We start from the raw sequence: 19,669 nt of genomic DNA on the forward strand, positions 1-19,669 counted from the left end.
AAAAGCACAACAACCGATTAACACATTTCAAAAACATTTTCCATTATGGCGCATGAAACGTTTACCACCATTCAACACCGCTTGATTGCGCCATTTCAACTACTAACGCATTTTCCCCCAGGCGTTGCCTGGGGCTATTATTGTATAACCCTTTCAGGGTAAAGAAAAGAGAAATAGAAATCGCATGGAGCATCTCGCAGAGAGATCCTGAAACAAGTTCAGGATGAGGAGCTAAAGCAATCTTAGCCAAACCCAAAGTCCCCTTCAGGGGATATAGGAGTAAAACACTAGAAACAAGATACTCACGCAAGTGAACCAACAACCCACAACTTTGAACTTCGAACTTTGAACTTTAAACTCGAAACTCCAAACTCGAAACTCAAAACTCAAAACTCGAAACTCTGAACTCAAAACTCAAAACTCAAAACTCAAAACTCTGAACTTTAAACTCGAAACTCAACTCAAAACACACAAATATGTTTCCAACAGAAATAACAAAAATTGCCTGCATCGGTGCAGGGTACGTCGGTGGGCCAACCATGGCAGTCATTGCACAAAAATGCCCACACATCAAAGTAACGGTCGTTGACATCAACCCACAACGCATTGCCGACTGGAATGATGAAGACCTCAGCAAGCTACCCGTATACGAACCCGGATTACCCGAGGTGGTTGCCGAAGCCCGTGGTCGCAACCTGTTCTTCTCCACCGACGTGGAAGCAGCCATCAAAGAGTCGGAAATGATTTTCATTTCGGTGAACACCCCCACCAAAACCTATGGAGTAGGTAAAGGCATGGCTGCCGACCTGAAGTTCGTCGAGCTCTGCGCCCGTCAGATCGCCGAAGTATCTACCGGAAATAAAATTGTGGTCGAGAAGTCGACCCTACCCGTTCGTACGGCCCAGGCTATTCGCACCATCTTAGACAATGCCAGGGGAAAGCAAGGAACACCACCCCAATTTGCAGTGCTCTCCAACCCCGAGTTTTTGGCCGAAGGAACAGCCATTCCCGACCTGCACAATGCCGACCGGGTACTCATTGGTAGTGAAGACACCGAAGCCGGAAAACAAGCCGAGCGGGCTTTAGCCAACATCTATGCCAACTGGATTCCTCGTGAAAAGATCCTCACCACCCGCATCTGGTCGTCCGAACTCTCCAAGCTAACGGCCAACGCCTTTTTGGCACAGCGCATCTCCAGCGTCAACTCCATCTCGGCTCTGTGCGAACGTACCGGCGCCGATGTCGATGAAGTAGCCCGCGCCATTGGAATGGATACCCGTATCGGTTCTAAGTTCCTGAAATCATCGGTGGGCTTTGGGGGTTCCTGTTTTCAGAAAGACATCCTCAACCTCGTGTACCTCTGTCATCATTTTAACCTGCCCGAGGTAGCCGAATATTGGGAACAGGTGGTCAAGCTCAACGACTACCAGAAACACCGCTTTGCCAAGCAAATTATCGATACCCTGTTCAACACCGTATCCGGAAAGAAAATCGCTTTCCTGGGCTGGGCCTTTAAAAAAGATACCAACGATACCCGCGAATCAGCCGCCATTTATGTAGCCGACGAGCTCCTGCAAGACCGCGCCCAAATTCACGTGTACGACCCGCAGGTCACCGAAGCACGGATCATTGCAGATATCGAGTACTTGCAAACCCACAGACGTACAGACGCCCTACAGGGCGTCTCTCCTCTGACAACAGAAGAAATCAAAAACCTGGTAACCGTCCACAACGATCCCTACGAAGCCATTACCAATGCCCACGCCGTAGCCATCCTCACCGAATGGGACGAATTTAAAAGCTACGACTGGCAAAAAATCTACAAGCAAATGCTTAAACCCGCCTTCGTATTCGATGGACGAAACATCCTCGACCGGGAAGTATTGGAACGTATTGGGTTTGAATTGAAAAGTATCGGAAAAGGATAGCAGTATAGAAACAAGAGTCAGGAGGCAAGAGTCAAGAGTTCAGATTTTTGGATTTTTGGATGGTTGGAAGGTGAGAGGGTGAGAGGGTGGCAATCCACTGAGAGATCCTGAAACAAGTTCAGGACGACACGCCATTTCCGGGGACAACCAACTCCCCCAATTCGCCAACAGGCGAAAAGCGCAAAGGCCTGTCAAAGTAGCCCGGGCTGGCGGTAGAGGAAAGGATTTCCGTCAGTGGCCGGACAAGTTTTGGCGGGTATCCCGGGTCGTGCACCGGAAAGAAAAAATCCTGACGCGCAAAGAAGGATAACTTTGACTTGATCTTTTTTGAATACTTTTTGGTATCAAAAAAGTAGTTGGGGCTTGGGGCAACGCCCCAACATAAGCAATAAGAACAAGACCTTAGATAGTAGAAAATAGAGTCAAGAGCCAAGAACCGCTGATGCGGATCTGCACCCCGTACCTTAGCCAATAAGGCTGAAAAAACATTCCGGTTTATTGGATTAAGTTGATAAGAAGTGTCCAACTTGTTAACAGACTTGAAAAAACAATACAAAAAATTCGATTTGTTTTTGCAAAACAAGGAACCGATTACAAATCTGAGCCACGGGGGGCCTAAAAACACCAAAATTTTAATATCTTTATGAAAATTCAGATCAAGATGCTTGACATTAAGAAAACATATCTCACAGACGAAAAAAAACGTCCTGTTGCAGTTCAGGTCGATTTAGAAACATTTGAAAAAATGGAACAACTGCTTGAAGACTACGCTTTGGGGCAGTTTATTGAAGAAAACGATCCGGCTGAAAACCTCACGCTCAATGAAGCCAAAGAGTATTATCGAAAGTTAAAGCAATAATGGAAATCCGGGTAAACAAAACTTTTTTAAAAGAATTGGCCCGGGTACCAGCCAGCCAAAGGAAAAAAATTGAACAGTTTGTTTTTGTCGATGTCCTTACCTACCAGAAACAGGAAGATGTTCCGAATTTAAAAAAGCTTAAAGGATATAAATATTTCTACCGAATCAGGTTTGGGAATTACAAGGCCGGGATAAGGATACAAAATAATATACTGGTGTTTGAACGCCTGCTTCACAGAAAAGATATTTATAAGTTTTTTCCATAAGACTTTAACGGTAACCAAATGGACAGATTTCCCTCTGATGGAGAATCCCGGCGGTTCTGGTTGCAATCCGTACCCCCTATCATTAAAACTAAAAAACGAACAAGCCGAAAAATGGTCCGCAAATACACCAAAAAAGAAAAACCAATTTAAACAGCAACACGTGTCTCCGCTGCCGCTGGTGCGTCCCGAAACTTCGGGATGTAATCCGTGCCAGCGGGGGAGTTGGAGGGGGCTTTCCAGCACCCTCATGGCGAACACAGCGAAGCCATCTGTCAGCTTATAACGCCCGCTGGTGCGGATTTACAATCCGTACCTCAGCCATTCATCCCGTGGAATAAATCGAAGATTTGATGCGAAGCATCATTCCTCAGGATTAAGGCCGAAAACAAAACAGGCATGTCCCATTCATTCTGGTAACGGATTACCAAAACTTCTTTTGTTTTTTCAAAACAAGGCACAGATTACAAATCTGCGCCAGCAGATGGCAAGACAACCAACAACTGATAAACAACGACCGATCTTCATAAATAATTATCTTGAAAAAACATATCTCCAACATCCGCGAGAAGGCAGGAAGGCATAAAACCCTTATCCAGAACTTTTCCTACTTGTCAGCATTGCAGGTGTTCAATATGCTGATACCCTTAATTACTTATCCCTACTTAATTCGAGTATTGGGAAAAGAAACTTACGGGCTAGTCGTATTTGCACAGGCTATTATCGGCTATTTAGTGATCCTTGTTGGATTTGGGTTTAATATCTCGGCAACCAAGGAAGTTAGCATTCACCGTGACAACAAAGAGAAGCTAAGTGAAATTGTAAGCAGCGTTCTTCTAATCAAGGGAGGTCTTTTCTTAATCTCATCGGTAATACTAGTTGCATTGATTTTTATAATACCACAAGTACAGGAATATAAAGCATTGTTCTTTCTTACCTTATGGATGTGTCTATACGATGTGATTTTCCCTATGTGGTACTTTCAGGGCATAGAACAAATGAAATACATTACATACATTACGTTGGTGAGTCGTTTAACATTTCTGGGATTAATTTTTGTTTTAATTCATAATCCATCTGATTACTTATTTCTTCCAATTATTAACGGAGTCGGTGCTTTATTAGCTGGGATTATCTCATTATACATAGTTTTTCAGAAACATCATGTCCAATTTGTACTACAATCTTATTCTACTCTCAAAGGATATTTTAAGGATTCTATTCCCATATTTCTTTCGAACGTTTCTATCCGCCTCTATGTCAGTACCAATAAAGTAATCGTTGGTGCATTTTTGGGGATGACGGAAGTCGCTTATTACGATTTGGCAGAAAAAGTCACAAACGTCTTAAAAATTCCACAAGGAATTTTAAGCCAATCTCTATTTCCAAAAATCAGCAAGGACAAAAATCTGGATTTCATCAAACGAGTATTTAAATATTCACTACTGTTTAATTTAGCTTTATTTATCGGAGTTTTATTCGGGGGGAAATACATTGTATTATTATTAGGAGGCTCCCAGATGCTTGATGCTATTCTTGTGTTAAGTATTCTTGCACTCACGGTTCCCGTAATAGCTGTAAGCAATATTTTGGGCATTCAATTATTGATCCCGTTCGGATATAACAAAACATTCAGCAAAGTTATTATGGCATCAGGACTTATATATCTCGCACAAGCCATACTAATATGGCTAACCGTTGGCTTTACAATTATTAATGTATCCATTATAACGGTAACGACCGAAGTATTTGTCAGCTCAGTTATGTTTTATTATTGCAAAAAATACAACCTATGGAAATAAAATACGATTATCTCATTGTCGGAGCAGGACTTTTTGGTTCTGTATTTGCCCATGAAGCCACAAAAAGAGGGAAAAAGTGTTTGGTGATCGACAAGCGCAAGCACATTGCCGGTAATATTTATACCGAAAATATTGAAGGAATTAATGTACATAAGTATGGTGCACATATTTTCCACACCAGTAATAAAGAAGTCTGGGACTACGTGAATACTTTTGTTGAATTCAACCGGTTTACCAATTCACCGGTGGCTAATTACAAAGGGAAATTATATAACCTCCCTTTTAATATGAATACTTTTTACCAGTTGTGGGGAGTAAAAACGCCACAAGAAGCACAAGCAAAAATTGATGAACAACGGGTGGAGTATGCCCATATCACTGAACCGCAGAACCTGGAAGAACAAGCATTGGTTTTGGGCGGCAGAGATATCTACGAGAAATTGATTAAAGGGTACACCGAAAAACAATGGGGCCGCCCCGCCACTGAAATCCCAGCGTTTATTATCCGCCGCCTTCCTTTCCGTTTTACCTTCGACAACAACTATTTCAATGACACCTACCAAGGAATCCCGATTGGAGGATATACCAAACTGGTAGAAAAGTTGCTCGAAGGAATTGAAGTGAGAACCAGAACGAACTATTTCGAGCATAAATCTGAGTTGGAACAATTGGCTGAAAAAGTTATTTTTACCGGAAAAATTGATGAGTATTTTGGATATCAATTCGGGAAATTGGAATATAGAAGCCTGCATTTTGAAAATGAGTTATTGGAAACTCCTAACTTTCAAGGCAATGCAGTTGTAAACTATACCAACCGCGAAGTACCCTATACCCGAATTATCGAGCATAAACATTTTGAATTTGGGACACAAGAGAAAACGTACATTACACGTGAGTATCCCCACGAATTCTCAAAAGATAATGAATCTTACTATCCGATTAACGATGATAAAAATCAAACATTACTGAAGCAATACCAACAATTGGCCAACAAACAGCAACATGTTATTTTTGGGGGAAGGTTGGCAGAATATAAATATTACGATATGCATCAGGTAATTGATGCCGCATTAAGCAAATTAAATGAAATTTTTAAAAAGTCATGATTAACCTAAACAAAGACTCTATAATTTACTTGCTATGCCCTAGTAAACATTTTACTGGAGGCCCACTCGCACTTCATCAATTAGGACATAAACTGAACAAGATGGGATTTAAAGTGCGGATGTTTTATATACCCGTAATTGAAAATCCTATAAATGATAAATTTTTGCTGTACAATATACCATACACTTTCCAAATAAATGATGATTCGAATAACTTATTAATAGCACCAGAAACATTAACAAGATATTTGTTTGACTATAAGCACATAAAAAAGGCCATTTGGTGGCTGAGTATTGACAACTTTTTCAAATCTACGATCAGAAACAAAATCGGACGATTTTTGGGAGTGATTAGAAAATTTAAATTTAAAGATGGATATAAATATTATCATTTTGCACAATCCAGATATGCTTTTGAATTTTTAAAGTCAAAATCGAACCTTGACAACGATAAGCTGTATATGCTATCAGATTATTTGTTAGAAGACTTTCTGAAGCCTATTTCACATAAAACGACACAAAAAGAAGATATCGTTTTATACAATCCAAAGAAAGGATATGAATTTACACAAAAACTAATTCAAAATAGCATAAATGAGTACAGGTGGTTCCCAATTGAAAACATGACCCCCACTCAAGTTAAAAACATGTTATTAAAATCAAAGCTTTATGTTGATTTTGGGAAACATCCAGGGAAGGATCGGTTCCCTCGCGAAGCAGCTGTTTGCGGCTGCTGCATAATTACTGGAAAAAAAGGGTCAGCCGGCTTTTATGAAGACATGCCAATTCCAGACGAGTTTAAATTTATTAATAATGAGTCAGAGATTGAAAACATACTTGAAAAAATTAGGATCGTTATGCAAGACTATGAAAGCGAACATACAAAATTCACGAAATATATCGATGAAATTAAAGGCCAGGAGACTATTTTTGAAAACGAGATAAAAGACATATTTAAATTAGAAACAGCTAAAGATGAATAATTTTCTTGTGTATTCTATTGTCGTAACATACAACGGATCTCAATGGGTTCAAAAATGTTTTAAAAGTCTTGTTGAATCCGATATTGCTAATCACCAAATCCTAGTTATTGATAATGGCTCGACAGACAACACACTCAAAATTATAAAGGAGAAATTCAATTCGGTAAAGGTGATACAAACAGGAGAAAATTTAGGTTTTGGAAAGGCAAATAACATCGGAATTAAATTGGCTCTTGATAACAAAGCAGGCTACGTTTTTCTTCTTAACCAAGATGCTTGGATAGAAAAAGACACGATAACTGAACTTATAAAAATACAAAAAGCAAATCCGGACTTTGGAATTTTAAGCCCCATGCAACATACAACAAGCGGTCAATTAGACTATCGCTTTGTTGAGTACTTTAATAAAAGTAAATCTTTCAATGATGAAATTCGTTCATGCAAATTTGTCAATGCTGCTGGATGGTTAATTAGCAGAGAATGTTTAAAGAAAACTGGGGGATTTTCAGAATTATTCTATCATTATGGGGAAGATATAGACTACTGCAACAGGACTATGTATCACCAATTCAAAATTGGCATTGTGACATCGACCAATTTTATTCACGATCGCCCCCAAATAAAGGATCAAAATAAAAACAAAAATTTGAGATTAGAGACCGTAAATCAAATTGCCCACCTGTCAAATATAAATTATAACATTTTGATACTCTGGGGGGCGCAAATCTACTTTTTATTCAAATCTATAATTGACAAGAAAATGAATTTCAAACTTTTAACGAAAGGTATACTTACATCAAATACGTACATAATTAAAATATTCAAATACAGATCTTTACACAAAAAAGAAAGTGCATTTCTCAACAGCAACTAGCTTAATTAGGATCCACCATTAATTTCTTTATGAAAAAAATTATTATTTGCACACACGGCTTTTCCAGAGATGTCTATAAGGTGGGCAGTCATCATTATGCTTATCAATTAAGTAAACTTGGTTACGACGTTCTGGTGATCTCCACACCTATATCACCTTTTCATCTCATCAACCTGATTAAGGGTGCATTTAGAAAAAGGTTCCTTCTAAAACTAAAAAGCTGCTTCGACGGTGTATCTAAAACTGAATATCAATATCGAGAATATATACCATTCACATTTTTGCCTTTTAGTCGAGGTAAACTTTTTAATCAGAAATTTTTGCTACAAAAACAAAATAAATTTATACCATTTATTTCTACCACTTTAAAGAGGTACGGTTTCAACAATATTGATTTCCTAATTGTGGAAAATCCGGTTTTTAGTTTTATGACTGAAATTATAGAGTTTAAAAAGTTATATTACCGAGCAACAGACATTTATCCCGAATTCACATCGAGCAAGACATCATCAACAGAAAAACAACTAGTAAGAGAAGCCAACTCTGTTATTGTAACTTCTTCTGCATTAAGAAAACACTTGAGTAAATACAGGAACGGATTAAGCAATATAGAGGTAATTGAAAATGGCGTAGATTCAGAGTTTTACCTTTCAAGCAGCAAGCTAGAATTAAACAATAAAGAATTGGGCAACAAACTAAAGGAGGAAAAAATTCAAGTTGTTTATGTTGGAGCACTTGACGATCGTATCGATTTCGAAATAATTAAGAATATTAGCGAAGTTCACCGAGATCACAATTTTCATTTTTTTGGCACCGTTGCAAACTCTGAATTTTACTCGGCAATCAAAGGAAAAGCCAACTGCTTGTATTGGGGACCTATTGATTACAAATTTTTACCTCAGATACTAAAGCAATGTCATGTTGGTCTTTTGCCATTTATAAAAAATGATATCAACGATTCTAGAAGTCCCATGAAATTATACGAATATGGGATTTGTGGTTTAACGGTATTAGCAACGCGTACAGCTGATTTAGAAAAGAAAAATGAAGATTTTGTAATACTGTGTTCAAAAGATGAATTTTCAAATGCCCTAACAAATAGATCGCTGTTAAAAAGACCCAATTCAATAACGGCAATACATAGATCGAAATTACATTCCTGGGAAAATAATACCAGAACTCTAATAAAAATAATGGATTATGCCTAAGTATCTTAAGTACTTAAATCCAACGCTGATAATGTTAGTTATAAATGCATTTTCTTTATTTGCTTTTATTGTCACGTCAAATGAATTAATGTTAGATTTTGCAAATGTTACTAAATATAATTCTTTGACAGGAATCTTTATTTATTTTTTATTCACTCTTGCTTTTATTGTTGGAAGCTTAAATTATAAATCAAATACTTTCCGACATTCAGACGAAATCATCGCAAATAATCAAAGATTCTCCAAGCTTCTAATTATCACGGTAAAGATATTTGCTTTTATAACAATTTTTGGATACTTATTTTGGTTCAAAGATGTAATCATACACTTCAAAGACTACATTTTAAATCTTATTTATTCTGGTATGCTAAGCAGCAGCGAAAGTTTGAAAGAAGAAACAAGTATTAAAACATTAACAAACTTTGGTATTGGTTCAGTAATTCTTTCTTTCCTTGCTTACAAAATCACAGAAATTAGGAAGTTCAGAAAATTAGTAATTTTTATCATCTTCTTATCCCTTTTTCGAGTATTCTTCACAGCTGAAAGAGTAGCTCTACTGGAATTGATAATTCCAATTGGGGTTATCGTTGTAAGGTTTGAACCTAAGTTGATCAAAAAGCTGGCGATGTTGGGTGTGATATTTCTTATAATTATTTGGTCAACTGAGTTGTTAAGATCATACATGAGCCCAATGTACAACGAAAAGTATGGCCCTTTTGAATATTTATTTTATCGCTTTTCGATGTACTTCTCGACTTCAATTAATAATTTTCAAATACTATTATACGATACATTTCCAAAGGATATTCTACCTATAACTGGGAGAGTCTTTTACAAATTTCTTTCATTGCATTCGAATACAGGTGTCGCATTAGACAATTTACTTACAAAATATGGCAGTGAAGAATACAATAATTTTACAGCATGGGGAGAGTTGTTCATTGATTTCGGGTACTTTGGAATTATAATTGCTTTTTTCTTAGGTCGCTTTTGTCGGCTAGTGTATAATAGCTTTATCGCAGGGCGGTTAACGGGTCTTTATTTATATCCACTATTGGTTCTATTCTTTATTCAAAGTTTCAGAACTCTCTTGATTGTTAACATTAGATACTACGCATCATATTTGATTTTCATTTTCTTCCTATTTCTCCTTGAACTTGCGAACATGCAGAAACAACAGAAACAAATCTACTAGACATGATATGCATCAATGGCAAATTTTTGACCCAACAGTTAACTGGTGTACAAAGATTCGCGTTACAAATAACAAGATCACTCATCCACGGAAGAGATGACATTAAAATTCTCGTTCCAAAAAATTCATCAATCAAAATCCAGAATAAAGAAATACAACAAAGAATCGTTCCGGTGGGTCGAGGAAACCCATTTTTGTGGGAACAAATAGCCTTACCATATTATTTGCAGTCTAACGGCTCTCCATTGTTACTAAATTTTACTGGGCTTGGCCCTGTTATATATAAAAATAAGATTACAACAATACATGATCTTTCTTTTTGGGAACACCCCGATTGGTTTAGCAAAAAATATGAATTTATATATAGATTACTAACTCCTATTAGTTCGAAAAACAGCCTAAAATTGTTGACAGTAAGTCATTATTCAAAAAAAATAATTGAAAGTAAGCTGCATATTAACGAGGAAAATATTGAAGTAATTTACAATGCTGTGGATAAATGCACATGTGATCCAAACTTGGCGAAACGGAGAAAATATATATTAGCTGTTGGTTCAATCGATCCGAGGAAAAATTTAGACCGCCTTATCAAGGCTTTTATACTATGGAATCGCAAAGATTACAAGCTTGTAATTATTGGTGGGCAACAAAAATCATTTTCCAATTTGAACCTACCAGAAAATGAAAATATCATTTATACAGGTTACGTGTCCGATGCACAATTACACCAATATTATACAGAATCATCTGTATTCGTATATCCATCGCTTTACGAAGGATTTGGAATTCCACCTTTAGAAGCAATGGTTCATGGCACACCTGTCATCGCCTCAAACAAGACCAGCCTGCCTGAAGCTTGTGGTAACGCGGCTTTCTATATTGATCCGAATTCCATTGATAACATAGTTGATGCCCTTGAGAAAGTCACAACGGATACTGACCTTTATCAAGAACTAATAACAAAAGGATATGAAAATATAAAGCGATTCTCATGGGCTGAATCAGCAAAAAAAGTTAACGATATTATTAGTAAAATCTGATTTTAAATGAAAATCCTTCACTTAGGCAAATATTATCCTCCTTATTTTGGAGGAATTGAAAAAGTAAATTTCGATCTTGTCGAATCAATTAATGAGTCCGGTTATAATGCCGATGTACTTTGTTTCAACCACAAGCCAGGCTTTTCAATAGAAGATAATGGGAACAAAGTTTATAGAACTTCAACCATTACTTCAGCGTTTTCCTCTCCTCTTTCAATTTCAGTTTTCAAACAGATAAGAAAAATATATCACCAGTATGACATTATTCATTTGCATGTGCCAAATCCAATGGGAGCTGTAGCTCTGCAATCAGTACCCTTTAAAGGTAAAATAATTGTCCACTGGCACAGCGATATCATCAAACAAAAGCTTCTAAAAAAGTTTTACAAGCCTTTTCAAAACAAACTTTTGCAAAGAGCCGATAAAATTATTGTAACATCTCCGAATTACTTAGAAGGCTCTGAAGATTTAAAACCTTATAAAGAAAAATGCACAATTATTCCAATAGGAATTTCAAACAGTGAATTTATTACCGATGAAAAATTTAGATATAAGTTAAGACATCAATATAAAAACAAAAAAGTCATTTTCAGTATGGGGCGACTAATCTATTATAAAGGGTTTGAATATTTAATTGATGCAGCAAAGGAATTGCCAGAAGATTTCATCATACTGATTGGAGGCACAGGATTATTAAAGAATAAACTGCAGGAACAAATTGCAAAATATAAACTTGAAAACAAAGTCTTCCTACTCGGAAGGATTCCCTTTGAACAATTAGGAGAATATTATAGGCGCGCAGATATATATTGCCTCTCCTCGACTGAAAGATCGGAAGCCTTTGGGGTTGTTTTGATCGAGGCAATGTCATTCGGCTGCCCGATCGTCTCAACGAATATTTCAGGGTCTGGAGCCCCATGGGTTAATCAAAACAATAAAACTGGGATTGTGGTTGAGCCCAAAAGCTCCCACGCACTAGCAAAAGCCATCATTGAAATTACTAATGATTCAGAAAAAAAGGATAAATTTTCTAAGAATGCTTTAGAGCGATATTGCTCTATTTTTGAGAAACACAAAATGGCGGAGAAAACCATTGAGCTGTACAATTCCCTCTTACAGGCATAACAACCAGTTTTTGACAACAATTGCTTAAATTGAATTTTTAAAGAATATCCCGGCTAATGTGGAAATCCGGATCCCCCCGGCTGGTCAGGATTTGCAATCCTGACCATTTAACACGGGATTTGTAATCCCATTACCCATGCTGAGTGAATTTGCAATCAGCATCTTCCCACCATGAAATTTATAATCCGCTCCTATTTGACGTTTTCCATTGTGGCGCATGAAACCAGTACACATTTCAACACCCATTGATTGCGCCATTTCAACTACTAACGCATTTTCCCCCGGGCGTTGCCCGGGGCTATTATAGTATAACCCCTTCAGGGTAAAGAAAAAAAACTCCCCAACTTCGCCATCAGGCGAAAAGCGCGATGGTCTGTCAAAGTAGCCCGAGCCGGCGGTGGAGGGAAGGATTTTTGGCGGGTACCCCGGGTCGTGTGCCGGAAAGAAAAAATCCTGACGCGCGTGGAAGGATAACTTTGACTTGATTTTTTTTGAATACTTTTTGGGATCAAGACAAAAAAGTATTTGGGGCTTGGGGCAACGCCCCAACGTCAGCAAACAACAACAGGCGTTTCGGAAACCACCAGACCCAATAAATAACCACCAAGCCTAAGCCCCGGCTGGTCAGGATTTGCAATCCTGACCATTTAACACGGGATTTGTAATCCCATTACCCATGCTGAGTGGATTTGCAATCAGCATCTTCCCACCATGAAATTTATAATCCGCTCCTATTTGACGTTTTCCATTGTGGCGCATGAAACCAATACACATTTCAACACCTAGTGATTGCGCCATTTCAACTACTAACGCATTTTCCCCCGGGCGTTGCCCGGGGCTATTATAGTATAACCCGTTCCGGGTAAAGAAAAAAAAACTCCCCCACTTCGCCATCAGGCGAAAAGCGCGAAGGCCAGTCAAAGTAGCCCGGGCCGGCGTTGGAGGGAAGGATTTTTGGCGGGTATCCCGGCCAGTGCGCCGGAAAGAAAAAATCGTGACGCGGGGAGAAGGATAACTTTGACAAGATTTTTGCATCCTTTTCATCGAATGGAAAAGGATGTGCCCGTCCGGCATAAGGACAAAGAAGCATTGAGAATAACACCGGCTGGTCAGGATTTGCAATCCTGACCATTTAACACGGGATTTGCAATCCCCTTACCCTAACGACCCCGGCTGGTCAGGATTTGCAATCCTGACCCACTAACCAGGGATTTGCAATCCCATTTGTCCGGCTCACCCCGCTGGTGTGGATATGCCATCCACACCTGATCAAACTGATGTGCGCCATTATGGATCGTAAGCTGGGTCGTGAGGCAGGCACTTCAGCAAAACTGATTACCTACGTAAAAGATCGCGCCAGACATGATCTGCGCTACGCCATTGACAGCACCAAGCTGCAAAAAGAATTGAGTTGGGTGCCCATCCTTCAGTTTGAAGAAGGACTGGAAAAAACCATCAGCTGGTACCTCGCCAACGAAGAATGGATGAATAATGTCACCAGTGGCGACTACCAGAAATACTACGAAGAACAATATCACGACTAAGCAGACTGATTACTTCACGGCATTCTTAATCCCTTAACGCAACAATACCATGAAAAACATACTCGTCACTGGCTCAAACGGCCAACTCGGAAGTGAACTAAAAGCGTTAATTCCACATTACCCAAACTGGAATTTTCAGTTCAGCGACCTCCCGGAGTTAGATATCTGCAATAGTGAATCTGTTCAACAATTGGTCAAAGACAAGCAAATTGACACCATCATTAACTGTGCGGCCTATACCAATGTTGATAAGGCAGAAACAGACATTCCGTTGGCGCAAAAGGTGAACAGCGAGGGTCCTGGAATACTGGCGCAAATAGCGAAAAGCAACGGCCTGTTGCTGATTCATATCTCAACTGACTTTGTATTTGACGGAAACAAGTCCATCCCTTATCAGATTCACGATATCTGTAATCCGCTCAGTGTGTATGGCAAAACAAAATGGGCCGGTGAAAAGCAAATCCGGCAGCACAATCCCAGTCATCTGATCATCCGGACTTCCTGGCTTTATTCTTCCTACGGCAACAATTTTGTCAAAACCATCCAACGGTTGTGCAACGAAAGAGAACAGTTAGGCATCGTTGTTGATCAGGTCGGTACGCCAACCTATGCTGGTGACTTGGCCAAAGCCATTCTTGAAATTCTGGGAAACCCTAAGGTTGGGCATGCTAAAAACAACACCTATCATTTTTCAAATGAAGGAGTAGCCTCCTGGTATGATTTCGCCGTCGCCATCCAAGACCTATCGGGGACCTCTTGCCAAATAAGCCCCATTCCAACATCAGCATATCCACTGCCAGCCAAACGGCCCTCATTCAGTGTTATGGATAAAACAACCATCAAAGAAGACTTCAAGATCGCCATTCGTCATTGGCAAGCCGCCCTGAAAGAATGCATTGAACAAATCAAGAAACAACAAGTTTAACCAGTTTTCAAGAGCAAAAAATATACTTTATGAAAGGAATCATCTTAGCCGGAGGATCCGGCACACGACTCTACCCCATTACCAAGGGAATTTCAAAGCAACTGTTGCCGATCTACGACAAACCCATGATCTATTACCCTTTGTCGGTATTGATGTTGGCCGGCATCCGCGAAATCCTTATCATCTCAACCTACGAAGATCTGCCCAACTTTGAAAAGTTGCTGGGAAGCGGAGAAGAACTTGGCTTAACACTGAGCTACAAGGTTCAACCAAGCCCCGATGGCCTGGCACAGGCATTCACGCTGGGAGCCGAATTCATCGGCAACGATAATGTTTGTATGGTTCTGGGCGACAACATTTTTTATGGACATGGCTTTACCGACTTGCTAAAGCAGGCCCGGCACAACGTGGAACAGGAAAAGAAACCAACGGTCTTCGGGTACTATGTGAACGATCCCGAACGCTATGGCGTGGCCACCTTCGATCAAAACGGAAACGTGACATCCATCGAAGAAAAACCCGAAAAGCCGGCTTCCAACTATGCCGTGGTGGGTTTGTACTTCTACACCAACGATGTGGTCAAAGTCGCCAACGAAATTCAGCCTTCTGCCCGCGGCGAATACGAAATCACAACCGTCAATCAGCATTACCTCGATGAAAAACGACTAAAGGTAGAATTAATGGGCCGGGGCTATGCCTGGCTCGATACCGGTACCCACAAGTCGTTCCTCGATGCCAGTACCTTTATCGAAACCGTGGAAACCCGCCAGGGATTGAAAATTGCCTGCATTGAAGAAATTGCCTACGCGATGGGCTACATCAATAAGGACCAATTGCTAAAACTCGCCGAGCCCTTAAAGAAAAACGAATATGGGCAGTACCTGCTGAAGCTGGCTAAGTAATCATTATATAGCCCGTAGGGTTTGAAGCTCAATAGAAAGATCGCGGTTTATAATTAATAAAAAATCCCCATTAGGGGACAAACACGAAAAGCGGTTAAATAATTGACAAATAGCCCGTAGGGCTTCAAGCTCAATAGAAAGATTACGGTTTATAATTAATAAAAATTCCCCGTCATGGGATAAACACAAAACAAAATGGCTAATACCTATTCTCAAATTTACCTGCATTTTGTCTTTGCCGTACAAAACAGACTATCCCTGATAAAAAAGAGATGGCAAAATGAATTATACAATTACCTCATTGCCATTATTTCGAATCAAGGACATAAGGTATATGCAATCAATGGAATGGAAGATCACCTACACATCCTGATTAGCATGAATCCAACCCAATCTCCTTCAAAGCTAATGTATGAGGTTAAACGCAGTTCGTCTTTGTGGATCAATAATCAAAAGTTGAGTGCGGGAAAGTTTTCCTGGCAGGAAGGGTTTGGAGCATTTAGCTATGGAAAATCTCAACTACCTGGTATTATCGCCTATATTGAACGACAAGAAGCACACCATAAAACCAGAAGCTTTAGGGAAGAATACCTTGAATTTCTTAAACGCTTCGAAATCGACCACGACGAAAGATATATTTTTCAAGCAATTGATTAGTTATTTATCACCTCTGGTGAATTTAATTCGAGAAAAGCATTCTTGCTATGGAGCTGAATTCCCTCCGGGAAAATTAATACGTTAACAATTCACAAAACAATGCAAATTATACAAACAAACATACCCGACGTACTGATCTTCGACACCCGCTGGTACGGATTTGCAATCCTGACCTGACCATTTAACCTGGGATTTGTAATCCCATTACCCATGCTGAGTGGATTTGCAATCCGGATCTTCCCACCATGAAATTTATAATCCGCTCCTATTTGACGTTTTCCATTGTGGCGCATGAAACCAATACACATTTCAACACCCATTGATTGCGCCATTTCAACTACTAACGCATTTTACCCCAGGCGTTGCCCGGGGCTATTATAGTATAACCCGTTCCGGGTAAAGAAGAAAATTCAAATCGCAGTGAGCAACCCGCTGAAAGATCCTGAAACAAGATTAATAGATAATCGGATATTCAGATAATTGGATGACCAGAAAGGCAGAGCAACCCGCTGAAAGATTGCTTCACTGCGTTGCCAATGACGGTCTATCGCCTGGGACAGCCAACTCCCCAAATTCGCCATCAGGCGAAAAGATTGGCCTACGAAGATTTTGAACTAGAAAACAAGGGAAGGAAACAGCGAGGGCCCTCGCTAAGAAAACCCTGTTTGACGACTGAAAGGAGGAGTTTGGTTTTCGGGCAGTGACTGACCCGTTAGTTTTCTTTCAAAAGCATCGTCAGCCTTGACTTTTTTTCCTGTTTTTTGTGTCAAGTTACCACATTAAAAAAATGCTATATGAGAAAGAAACAGAAAGTGATGTTTCTTAAGAGACAAAAATCAGGTCCCGTCTGGAAAGACAACTTTGACTTGATTTTTTTTGAATACTTTTTGGGATCAAGACAAAAAAGTAGTTGGGGTTTGGGGCAACGCCCCAACATCAGCAAACAAATAATTGGCGATTAAAAACCGCCACACCCCGGCTGGTCAGGATTTGCAATCCTGACCATTTAACACGGGATTTGTAATCCCATTACCCGAACGACCACTCGTTTGAGCGAAGCGGTAACAGCCTGTCCCGGTAAAAATCGCGAAGTGGTTCGCTGATGGGGCTAAGAAAACATTTCGTGCTAAATTGAGTTTTTGTAATACAGGTATTATATTGTAATTTTGAAATAAAAAAGATGGAGACAATTATATTAAAAGGTGATTCTAAATCAAATGCTAAACTGCTTTTGGAACTGGCAAAAAAATTAAATTTTTCAGCAAAGAAAATATCTGAGGATGAAGCAGAAGAATTAGGATTGTATTATTCCATCAAAGAAGGATTAGAATCTGGCTTAATGGTTGAAGAAGAAAAAAATGAATTCCTTTCATCGCTGGAAAATGACGATAAATAAGCATGCAAATTGAATTCACTAAAAAATTTGGGAAACAGGTTGCTAAATGCCATGATAAAAAAATCCGCAGCAATTTATCAAAAACAATCAGTACTATTCAGAAAGCCCAAAATCTCACTGAAATAAAAAATCTGAAAAAGTTAAAGGGACACAAAAATTTTTATCGGATACGAATAGGTGATTATCGCATAGGAATAGCTCTGGAGAATGGAAAAGTGATACTGGCAACATTTGACCATCGATCTGATATTTATAAGTATTTTCCTTAATATTATTCCCCGCAACTTCCCTTTTGGCGCGAGACGCTATCACATATCTTTCTTAGAACAAAAGAAAAACAACGTATTACAGCCCCAATGGGGCTAAGAAAAACATTCCAGATATTTTACATAGGGACTATAATGAGACCGCCGCGCCTACTACGTCGTCTCGCGGATCCTTGCACAAAACATATTATGAACATGGAAATTCTTGCACAAAAAAACATTTATCGCAAGAGTCTGCGATTCAGTGACACTCGGCTTTCAGTAGTGAAACGCTCTGAAAGGTGGTAGTGGAACTAATCCCGACTTTTCGGGATGGAGCATAGCCCCAGCTGGTCAGGATTCAACAGCTCTTTCAATCGCGGTTCGGAAACCGCGACAACCCCTCCCCATCCTAAAAAATCATAACCAATCCGCGCCATCTGCGTCCAATTCTTTCTATCTCCAACAACTTGAAACTTGATACTTGAAACCTGAAACCTGAAACCTGAAACCTGAAACCTGAAACCTGAAACTGTAAACCGCATCAGACCCAACCCGCGCCATCTGCGTCAACTCATTCGAAGGTCATCCAGCATCCAGGCTCTGGCGGCGTCAACGCAAATAAAAATGCGCGGCTAAAAACCACGCCACCCGTTAACTTGTTCATAAAACACAAGCCCAACACGCTTGATATGCTCCAGCAGGGCCGGGTTTTCGATAGCGGAAAACAAAGACAGGTCGATTTTATAGGGCAACAACAAGTCGTCTAGCTGGTTTTCAATTTCCAGCAAATGAGTGAGTGTCAGTTCCATTCCCACTAAAGTTAAATCGATATCGGAAGCCGGCCGGTAGTTACCTTTAGCCCGAGAGCCATACAGGATGGCCTGCTTCACCTCCGGGTATTGCTCCAGCACCTTCCGGATCAGTTGTATCTCGGTGTCGTTTAATCCGTAAGGCATGGCTCAGAATAATCCGGATTGAGTACCTTCTCTTTTTTCAATCATCACCGATTCGAAAGCTTTAAACAGATTGAAATAGCGATCGACGATTTTTTCAACAAGGTCTTCCGCAATTTCCAGGTTATAGGTGTGCGAGCTTTGATTCCGGCTTTTAATCATCTCCATCCATCCTGCTCCATCAGCAATCAGGTTCTGGGCAAAAGCTTCGCGTGTGGCATCACGTGAACCGGCCAGTAGCGAATTACCCTGAAAATGGGCATAATCCTTCATTACATTCCAGGCCAGTTCGTGCGTAAATTCAAAAGCCTGAATCAAACCCTGTTTTTCCAGTTCGCTCAGTTCTTTCGCCTGTGCGAGCCTCACCGCGTTTTCCAGTTGCTTTAGCGCATTCCCGTAATTTTGCAGTCGCTGTTGCCATCTGATATCCTTCGCCATTTTCAATCCATCGTTTTGTATTCAATACGATTCAAAAGTAAGAATTTAAATGGTTGTGGCAAGAACCGGCTGGTCAGGATTTGCAATCCTGACCATTTAACACGGGATTTGCAATCCCCTTACCCCTGGCGATTTCGGTCTGACCGTGCCACACTTTTCGGTTTAAACCGTGCCACTTTGGGAGATGCTGCAATTATACAAAAAATTTAATCTTCATTCTTCA

General features: G+C 39.8%; 26 protein-coding genes. 17 read left to right on the plus strand and 9 right to left on the minus strand.

What is annotated here, in order from left to right:
* Positions 1-61: 61 nt before the first annotated feature.
* Entirely contained in the window at positions 62-250 is a 189-nt protein-coding gene (locus ACTB00_RS18540) for a hypothetical protein (RefSeq protein ID WP_463301403.1), read from the minus strand.
* A gap of 226 nt (positions 251-476) precedes the next feature.
* Between ACTB00_RS18540 and ACTB00_RS18545 the strand changes: the two genes are divergently transcribed.
* Positions 477-1,928, plus strand: a complete 1,452-nt coding sequence (locus tag ACTB00_RS18545; protein WP_463301404.1) for a UDP-glucose 6-dehydrogenase — start codon at positions 477-479, stop codon at positions 1,926-1,928.
* Positions 1,929-2,046: 118 nt separating this feature from the next.
* On the opposite strand, the gene ACTB00_RS18550 is transcribed toward ACTB00_RS18545, so the two are convergent.
* Positions 2,047-2,484, minus strand: a complete 438-nt coding sequence (locus ACTB00_RS18550; RefSeq protein ID WP_463301405.1) for a hypothetical protein — start codon at positions 2,482-2,484, stop codon at positions 2,047-2,049.
* An 87-nt stretch (positions 2,485-2,571) separates the two neighbouring features.
* On the opposite strand from ACTB00_RS18550, the gene ACTB00_RS18555 reads away from it, so the two are divergent.
* From ACTB00_RS18555 to ACTB00_RS18595, 9 genes are all read left to right on the plus strand, one after another.
* Positions 2,572-2,787: a hypothetical protein gene (locus ACTB00_RS18555; RefSeq protein WP_463301406.1), complete on the plus strand. Its 216-nt coding sequence runs from the start codon at positions 2,572-2,574 to the stop codon at positions 2,785-2,787.
* An 802-nt stretch (positions 2,788-3,589) separates the two neighbouring features.
* Positions 3,590-4,852, plus strand: coding sequence for a flippase (locus ACTB00_RS18560; RefSeq protein ID WP_463301407.1), 1,263 nt, complete (start codon positions 3,590-3,592; stop codon positions 4,850-4,852).
* The gene (glf, locus tag ACTB00_RS18565; protein ID WP_463301408.1) at positions 4,843-5,958 is read left to right on the plus strand and encodes a UDP-galactopyranose mutase; all 1,116 of its coding nucleotides are present in this window, start codon (positions 4,843-4,845) and stop codon (positions 5,956-5,958) included. Before ACTB00_RS18560 ends, glf begins: the two co-directional genes overlap by 10 nt.
* Positions 5,955-6,941 carry a hypothetical protein gene (locus ACTB00_RS18570; RefSeq protein ID WP_463301409.1) on the plus strand — a complete coding sequence of 329 codons (987 nt, stop codon included), beginning with the start codon at positions 5,955-5,957 and terminating at the stop codon, positions 6,939-6,941. Before glf ends, ACTB00_RS18570 begins: the two co-directional genes overlap by 4 nt.
* Complete coding sequence (locus ACTB00_RS18575; protein ID WP_463301410.1) at positions 6,934-7,815, plus strand: glycosyltransferase family 2 protein; 882 nt, start codon at positions 6,934-6,936, stop codon at positions 7,813-7,815. The genes ACTB00_RS18570 and ACTB00_RS18575 overlap by 8 nt, the downstream gene beginning before the upstream one ends.
* A 29-nt stretch (positions 7,816-7,844) precedes the next feature.
* Positions 7,845-9,023 carry a glycosyltransferase family protein gene (locus ACTB00_RS18580; protein WP_463301411.1) on the plus strand — a complete coding sequence of 393 codons (1,179 nt, stop codon included), beginning with the start codon at positions 7,845-7,847 and terminating at the stop codon, positions 9,021-9,023.
* Positions 9,016-10,218 carry an O-antigen polymerase gene (locus tag ACTB00_RS18585; RefSeq protein ID WP_463301412.1) on the plus strand — a complete coding sequence of 401 codons (1,203 nt, stop codon included), beginning with the start codon at positions 9,016-9,018 and terminating at the stop codon, positions 10,216-10,218. The genes ACTB00_RS18580 and ACTB00_RS18585 overlap by 8 nt, the downstream gene beginning before the upstream one ends.
* Before the next feature lie 2 nt (positions 10,219-10,220).
* Entirely contained in the window at positions 10,221-11,258 is a 1,038-nt protein-coding gene (locus tag ACTB00_RS18590) for a glycosyltransferase family 4 protein (RefSeq protein ID WP_463301413.1), read from the plus strand.
* A gap of 6 nt (positions 11,259-11,264) precedes the next feature.
* A complete protein-coding gene (locus ACTB00_RS18595) occupies positions 11,265-12,383 on the plus strand; it encodes a glycosyltransferase (RefSeq protein WP_463301414.1) in 1,119 nt (372 codons plus the stop codon).
* Between the two features lie 84 nt (positions 12,384-12,467).
* On the opposite strand, the gene ACTB00_RS18600 is transcribed toward ACTB00_RS18595, so the two are convergent.
* The 3 genes from ACTB00_RS18600 to ACTB00_RS18610 all read right to left on the minus strand — a co-directional run bounded on the left by ACTB00_RS18600 (position 12,468) and on the right by ACTB00_RS18610 (position 13,515).
* Positions 12,468-12,941, minus strand: a complete 474-nt coding sequence (locus ACTB00_RS18600; RefSeq protein WP_463301415.1) for a hypothetical protein — start codon at positions 12,939-12,941, stop codon at positions 12,468-12,470.
* A 66-nt stretch (positions 12,942-13,007) separates the two neighbouring features.
* Positions 13,008-13,181: a hypothetical protein gene (locus ACTB00_RS18605; protein ID WP_463301416.1), complete on the minus strand. Its 174-nt coding sequence runs from the start codon at positions 13,179-13,181 to the stop codon at positions 13,008-13,010.
* A gap of 43 nt (positions 13,182-13,224) precedes the next feature.
* Positions 13,225-13,515: a hypothetical protein gene (locus ACTB00_RS18610; RefSeq protein WP_463301417.1), complete on the minus strand. Its 291-nt coding sequence runs from the start codon at positions 13,513-13,515 to the stop codon at positions 13,225-13,227.
* A gap of 157 nt (positions 13,516-13,672) precedes the next feature.
* Here ACTB00_RS18610 and ACTB00_RS18615 point away from each other — a divergent pair, with 157 nt between their 5' ends.
* The 4 genes from ACTB00_RS18615 to tnpA all read left to right on the plus strand — a co-directional run bounded on the left by ACTB00_RS18615 (position 13,673) and on the right by tnpA (position 16,411).
* Positions 13,673-13,927 (plus strand): hypothetical protein, encoded by a 255-nt coding sequence (locus ACTB00_RS18615; protein ID WP_463301418.1) that lies wholly within the window; start codon positions 13,673-13,675, stop codon positions 13,925-13,927.
* Between the two features lie 49 nt (positions 13,928-13,976).
* Positions 13,977-14,852, plus strand: a complete 876-nt coding sequence (gene rfbD, locus ACTB00_RS18620) for a dTDP-4-dehydrorhamnose reductase (protein ID WP_463301419.1) — start codon at positions 13,977-13,979, stop codon at positions 14,850-14,852.
* A 29-nt stretch (positions 14,853-14,881) separates the two neighbouring features.
* Positions 14,882-15,754: a glucose-1-phosphate thymidylyltransferase RfbA gene (gene rfbA / locus ACTB00_RS18625; RefSeq protein ID WP_463301420.1), complete on the plus strand. Its 873-nt coding sequence runs from the start codon at positions 14,882-14,884 to the stop codon at positions 15,752-15,754.
* A 195-nt stretch (positions 15,755-15,949) separates the two neighbouring features.
* Positions 15,950-16,411, plus strand: a complete 462-nt coding sequence (gene tnpA, locus ACTB00_RS18630; protein WP_463301421.1) for an IS200/IS605 family transposase — start codon at positions 15,950-15,952, stop codon at positions 16,409-16,411.
* Between the two features lie 89 nt (positions 16,412-16,500).
* On the opposite strand, the gene ACTB00_RS18635 is transcribed toward tnpA, so the two are convergent.
* The gene (locus tag ACTB00_RS18635; RefSeq protein ID WP_463301422.1) at positions 16,501-16,731 is read right to left on the minus strand and encodes a hypothetical protein; all 231 of its coding nucleotides are present in this window, start codon (positions 16,729-16,731) and stop codon (positions 16,501-16,503) included.
* Between the two features lie 474 nt (positions 16,732-17,205).
* On the opposite strand from ACTB00_RS18635, the gene ACTB00_RS18640 reads away from it, so the two are divergent.
* The 3 genes from ACTB00_RS18640 (at position 17,206) to ACTB00_RS18650 (ending at position 18,076) form a co-directional block, all read left to right on the plus strand.
* Positions 17,206-17,373, plus strand: coding sequence for a hypothetical protein (locus tag ACTB00_RS18640; protein WP_463301423.1), 168 nt, complete (start codon positions 17,206-17,208; stop codon positions 17,371-17,373).
* Positions 17,374-17,591: 218 nt separating this feature from the next.
* Entirely contained in the window at positions 17,592-17,807 is a 216-nt protein-coding gene (locus ACTB00_RS18645) for a hypothetical protein (RefSeq protein ID WP_463301424.1), read from the plus strand.
* A gap of 2 nt (positions 17,808-17,809) precedes the next feature.
* On the plus strand, positions 17,810-18,076 hold the full coding sequence (locus ACTB00_RS18650; protein ID WP_463301425.1) for a type II toxin-antitoxin system RelE family toxin: 267 nt from the start codon (positions 17,810-17,812) through the stop codon (positions 18,074-18,076).
* 290 nt (positions 18,077-18,366) lie between these two features.
* On the opposite strand, the gene ACTB00_RS18655 is transcribed toward ACTB00_RS18650, so the two are convergent.
* The 3 genes from ACTB00_RS18655 to ACTB00_RS18665 all read right to left on the minus strand — a co-directional run bounded on the left by ACTB00_RS18655 (position 18,367) and on the right by ACTB00_RS18665 (position 19,446).
* Positions 18,367-18,492, minus strand: coding sequence for a hypothetical protein (locus tag ACTB00_RS18655; protein ID WP_463301426.1), 126 nt, complete (start codon positions 18,490-18,492; stop codon positions 18,367-18,369).
* A 195-nt stretch (positions 18,493-18,687) separates the two neighbouring features.
* Positions 18,688-19,011, minus strand: a complete 324-nt coding sequence (locus ACTB00_RS18660) for a nucleotidyltransferase domain-containing protein (protein ID WP_463301427.1) — start codon at positions 19,009-19,011, stop codon at positions 18,688-18,690.
* Positions 19,012-19,014: 3 nt separating this feature from the next.
* A complete protein-coding gene (locus ACTB00_RS18665; protein WP_463301428.1) occupies positions 19,015-19,446 on the minus strand; it encodes a nucleotidyltransferase substrate binding protein in 432 nt (143 codons plus the stop codon).
* Positions 19,447-19,669: the final 223 nt, after the last annotated feature.

This window comes from Sunxiuqinia sp. (genome assembly GCF_055140945.1).

Coding starts and splice junctions, on each gene's coding strand:
- ACTB00_RS18545 (WP_463301404.1), top strand. CDS start 477: ATGTTTCCAACAGAAATAACAAAAATTGCCTGCATCGGTGCAGGGTAC.
- ACTB00_RS18555 (WP_463301406.1), top strand. CDS start 2,572: ATGAAAATTCAGATCAAGATGCTTGACATTAAGAAAACATATCTCACA.
- glf (WP_463301408.1), top strand. CDS start 4,843: ATGGAAATAAAATACGATTATCTCATTGTCGGAGCAGGACTTTTTGGT.
- ACTB00_RS18570 (WP_463301409.1), top strand. CDS start 5,955: ATGATTAACCTAAACAAAGACTCTATAATTTACTTGCTATGCCCTAGT.
- ACTB00_RS18575 (WP_463301410.1), top strand. CDS start 6,934: ATGAATAATTTTCTTGTGTATTCTATTGTCGTAACATACAACGGATCT.
- ACTB00_RS18580 (WP_463301411.1), top strand. CDS start 7,845: ATGAAAAAAATTATTATTTGCACACACGGCTTTTCCAGAGATGTCTAT.
- ACTB00_RS18585 (WP_463301412.1), top strand. CDS start 9,016: ATGCCTAAGTATCTTAAGTACTTAAATCCAACGCTGATAATGTTAGTT.
- ACTB00_RS18590 (WP_463301413.1), top strand. CDS start 10,221: ATGATATGCATCAATGGCAAATTTTTGACCCAACAGTTAACTGGTGTA.
- ACTB00_RS18595 (WP_463301414.1), top strand. CDS start 11,265: ATGAAAATCCTTCACTTAGGCAAATATTATCCTCCTTATTTTGGAGGA.
- ACTB00_RS18605 (WP_463301416.1), bottom strand. CDS start 13,181: ATGGCGCAATCACTAGGTGTTGAAATGTGTATTGGTTTCATGCGCCAC.
- ACTB00_RS18610 (WP_463301417.1), bottom strand. CDS start 13,515: ATGGTCAGGATTGCAAATCCTGACCAGCCGGTGTTATTCTCAATGCTT.
- ACTB00_RS18615 (WP_463301418.1), top strand. CDS start 13,673: ATGGATCGTAAGCTGGGTCGTGAGGCAGGCACTTCAGCAAAACTGATT.
- rfbD (WP_463301419.1), top strand. CDS start 13,977: ATGAAAAACATACTCGTCACTGGCTCAAACGGCCAACTCGGAAGTGAA.
- rfbA (WP_463301420.1), top strand. CDS start 14,882: ATGAAAGGAATCATCTTAGCCGGAGGATCCGGCACACGACTCTACCCC.
- tnpA (WP_463301421.1), top strand. CDS start 15,950: ATGGCTAATACCTATTCTCAAATTTACCTGCATTTTGTCTTTGCCGTA.
- ACTB00_RS18635 (WP_463301422.1), bottom strand. CDS start 16,731: ATGGGTGTTGAAATGTGTATTGGTTTCATGCGCCACAATGGAAAACGT.
- ACTB00_RS18640 (WP_463301423.1), top strand. CDS start 17,206: ATGAGAAAGAAACAGAAAGTGATGTTTCTTAAGAGACAAAAATCAGGT.
- ACTB00_RS18645 (WP_463301424.1), top strand. CDS start 17,592: ATGGAGACAATTATATTAAAAGGTGATTCTAAATCAAATGCTAAACTG.
- ACTB00_RS18650 (WP_463301425.1), top strand. CDS start 17,810: ATGCAAATTGAATTCACTAAAAAATTTGGGAAACAGGTTGCTAAATGC.
- ACTB00_RS18655 (WP_463301426.1), bottom strand. CDS start 18,492: ATGGCGCGGATTGGTTATGATTTTTTAGGATGGGGAGGGGTTGTCGCG.
- ACTB00_RS18660 (WP_463301427.1), bottom strand. CDS start 19,011: ATGCCTTACGGATTAAACGACACCGAGATACAACTGATCCGGAAGGTG.
- ACTB00_RS18665 (WP_463301428.1), bottom strand. CDS start 19,446: ATGGCGAAGGATATCAGATGGCAACAGCGACTGCAAAATTACGGGAAT.